The organism is Segatella salivae DSM 15606 (assembly GCF_000185845.1).
GTDB lineage: Bacteria > Bacteroidota > Bacteroidia > Bacteroidales > Bacteroidaceae > Prevotella > Prevotella salivae.
The window spans coordinates 2,937,487-2,940,301 of the sequence record NZ_GL629647.1 but is presented as its reverse complement, the minus strand read 5'-3'; the positions used below and the strand labels follow the sequence as shown (position 1 = coordinate 2,940,301).

3 protein-coding genes are annotated in these 2,815 nt (G+C 42.1%); all 3 read right to left on the bottom strand.

Features of this window, described 5'->3' with window-relative positions; translation table 11 throughout:
• Window positions 1-433: 433 nt before the first annotated feature.
• The 3 genes from HMPREF9420_RS11500 to HMPREF9420_RS11490 all read right to left on the bottom strand — a co-directional run bounded on the left by HMPREF9420_RS11500 (window position 434) and on the right by HMPREF9420_RS11490 (window position 2,740).
• A complete protein-coding gene (locus tag HMPREF9420_RS11500) occupies window positions 434-1,495 on the bottom strand; it encodes a relaxase/mobilization nuclease domain-containing protein (protein ID WP_007135881.1) in 1,062 nt (353 codons plus the stop codon).
• Window positions 1,479-1,910 (bottom strand): plasmid mobilization protein, encoded by a 432-nt coding sequence (locus tag HMPREF9420_RS11495; protein WP_007135880.1) that lies wholly within the window; start codon window positions 1,908-1,910, stop codon window positions 1,479-1,481. The genes HMPREF9420_RS11500 and HMPREF9420_RS11495 overlap by 17 nt, the downstream gene beginning before the upstream one ends.
• Before the next feature lie 362 nt (window positions 1,911-2,272).
• Window positions 2,273-2,740, bottom strand: a complete 468-nt coding sequence (locus HMPREF9420_RS11490; protein ID WP_007135879.1) for a DUF3408 domain-containing protein — start codon at window positions 2,738-2,740, stop codon at window positions 2,273-2,275.
• Between the last annotated feature and the right edge of the window lie 75 nt (window positions 2,741-2,815).

The window sequence follows — 2,815 nt, the reverse complement described above, 5'->3', positions numbered from 1 at the left end:
TTCCTCCATACATTACAATAACTTTCATAATTTTTCACAATGCCAGTTAATGCCAATGAGAAGAAAGTTGGTGCAGTTACAGTAATTGTAAATAATATTTTTGAAAATTTTACTGCCATACATCTATTCTCTTTTATTTCATTAAGAAGATCACATATCTGTAAGTAAGACATATGAATACTATATTCCTGTTTTTATAATATAGTTTCCTAAGAGGTCTATAGCTAATTTTTAATCTAATAAGTCCTCAAATCCTTATAAATCTTTGTTTTATTCAAGAACATTCTGCATTCATAAGTTAGATTAGAAAAGCTGTTTTCTGCCTAATAAAGAACACTTGTTATTCTGTCTGCAAAGATAATACTTTATTAACGAATAACAAGCGTTTTTGATGAGATATTCTTTATTCTGCACTTTTTGTATGCTGCTATGTTTATATTCCTCTTCCACGTTTCCTCTTTCTGTTAGCTTGGTTTCTGAGTTTGCGCTGCCACGCTGTTTCAGCATAGTCATTGCCCTGTGTGGATGGTGTAATTAAATCGCCCAAGCCTTCCACAACTTCATCAGCTGCGCCAACAATGGTGTCTGCCACTGCACCAATGGAATCTTGCACTCGTGGGGTGTCATTGTCTCGTGAAATTGAGGAACGGCTTGGAGGTACGAGTTGATAACCTGTATCAGGGCGTTCTTTCCTTTCTGTCGGCTCTTGTACTGTTAGATGTGGTTTCCTTGGCTCTTCCCTGTTGGTTGGTTCAAAGTTCTTCTGCAGGGAACGGTAGCCGAACTCCCTGCCGATTTCGGAAGCTTTGAATGTCTGTCCACAGTAGGAGAACTTCAAGCCATAGACATTACCTTGCTTGTTCTTCATACGCTCTATAATAATGCCGTTTTTGTTCAATTCATAAAGGAACATGGAGTGTCCCGTGATACCTGTTCCTTTGTACTTGTCAAGCAGGGCATAACAAACATTCTGTACTTGATGCTTTATTTGCTCTCTCGTGGGATTAGCCTTTGTCTTTTGGTGTTTCCTTTCTGCCTTAATCTCCTTTGCGATGGTCAAGCCTTTCTCTCTACTTATTTCCTCCGCCACTCTCGCTGCCCTGTTGCTCACAAAAGTAGTATCATAGACCTCACCAAACAGGCTGATGCGGTTGGCGATGATGTGAATATGTCTGTTGTCGGTGTCCTTGTGCGTTACCGCCACCCATTGGTGGTTGTCAAGTCCCATTCGCTTGGCAAACAGATGGGCTATTCCCATAAGCTCGGATACAGGCAGTCTTTTCTCGTCTTGTGGTGCGATACCGATTTCAATACGCAGGAACTTGTTCCTGCAACGGCTGTTATAGTCACTGACCACTTTCATTTCCTCATAGATAGTCTTTGGCTCCCTGCTGCAAAGGTTGTGGAAGGCAAGCCGACTGCCAAGTTTACCCTCTCTGAAAATATAGTCTAAAGCCGTGCTGCCATGCGCTATCGCCTTACATTTTCCTATCATCTCTTGTTAGATTTAAGACCTTATATATCTCATCGTTCACATGAAAATGGGGGTCGTAAAATCGCTTAAATGCCTCTTTGGCACATAGCGAGAGGTTCTTTGTGATATGTAACCAATCCTCGTTCTTGACCTTGATGAGGTTAGAAATCTGCCCGTAGAACCTTCCTGTATGCTGAAGTATGGCAATGGCTTCCCTTTCATTTTCGGTCATCTTGGGAACGGCTGCCACCTCTCCATTTAGGAGTATCTCACGGCAGTAATCGGAAAACTTACGTCCCGTACTTTCTGCCTTTGACTTAATACGCTGCTTTTCTTCTAAGGTGCATCTTACCTTAATGAACTCTGTCTTATTCATCCGCTGTTCTTCCTTATCCTTTGGCTGCCATCGGGCAGCTTTTCCTTTGTATCTATTCATATAAGTTTCCTTTGAAAGTTAATCATTATAGATAATTTGTTGTTGCTTAATTTCTGAATGCTGACCGATGAGAACGTAGTGATTACGGTCTTATCTCCCCGATAGTCTGACGAGGGGAGCAAGTGCAGTTTGTGGGTACAAACTGACGTCTTGCAATATCAGTTAAAATGCCGATAACACCTAAGGGTGTTGCCCCTACCGAAAGTGAATGCACGACATTCCGTGTTTAACTGCGTTCGTGGTATTCCCACCGTTCAGGCATTGGACTAATAATTATGGTTTTATTTCTTTTGGGGAAGAGTCGAGGGTTTCAAGGAAAAGGGAGGACCTTTCCAAGAAAAGCCCTCGCTCCTTTTTCGTGCTTATAGCTTTCTCCACTTCTCTATATCCTCGTGGTATTCCTCCAAATGACTGCGGACGAGGTTCTCCACGAAACTTGAAAGGTTGCTGCCCCTGTCACCCAATCTTCGCACGATGAGGTCTGCACGTTCCTGTGTTTCCTTACTCAGATAGACAGCCTTTCTATTACTGAGTTTGGCAGGTAAAAGATAGGCTTGCTTGTAGGCTTCAAGCGTTTCCTTTCTCATTTTGGCACTGATGCGTTTCTTAACGGGTGCATTCTCTGGCAGCCTTGCTTGTTCAGTTTCGTGTGAAAACTCGGTACACCGTGATACCTCTGTGTTCTGTAATGGCTCGACATCCTCTGATGGCTTACCACTCCTTGTCATCTTTGTGTGCTGCTGGCTACTTCTTCCGAGCAGTTCTTCTTCGTTACCACCTAAATAATATGAAAGGTCATACTCTACCTCTGTTGTTTTCTTCTTTTCCATTTTTCTATCTCATTTTATGTTTAACTTGTTTTACCTTTATAGAGTTGCTTTGCATTTGCTGCATCACCTGTGATA

Excerpts from the sequence above, each read along its gene's own strand:
- HMPREF9420_RS11490 (WP_007135879.1), bottom strand. The coding sequence starts at position 2,740 with ATGGAAAAGAAGAAAACAACAGAGGTAGAGTATGACCTTTCATATTAT.
- HMPREF9420_RS11495 (WP_007135880.1), bottom strand. The coding sequence starts at position 1,910 with ATGAATAGATACAAAGGAAAAGCTGCCCGATGGCAGCCAAAGGATAAG.
- HMPREF9420_RS11500 (WP_007135881.1), bottom strand. The coding sequence starts at position 1,495 with ATGATAGGAAAATGTAAGGCGATAGCGCATGGCAGCACGGCTTTAGAC.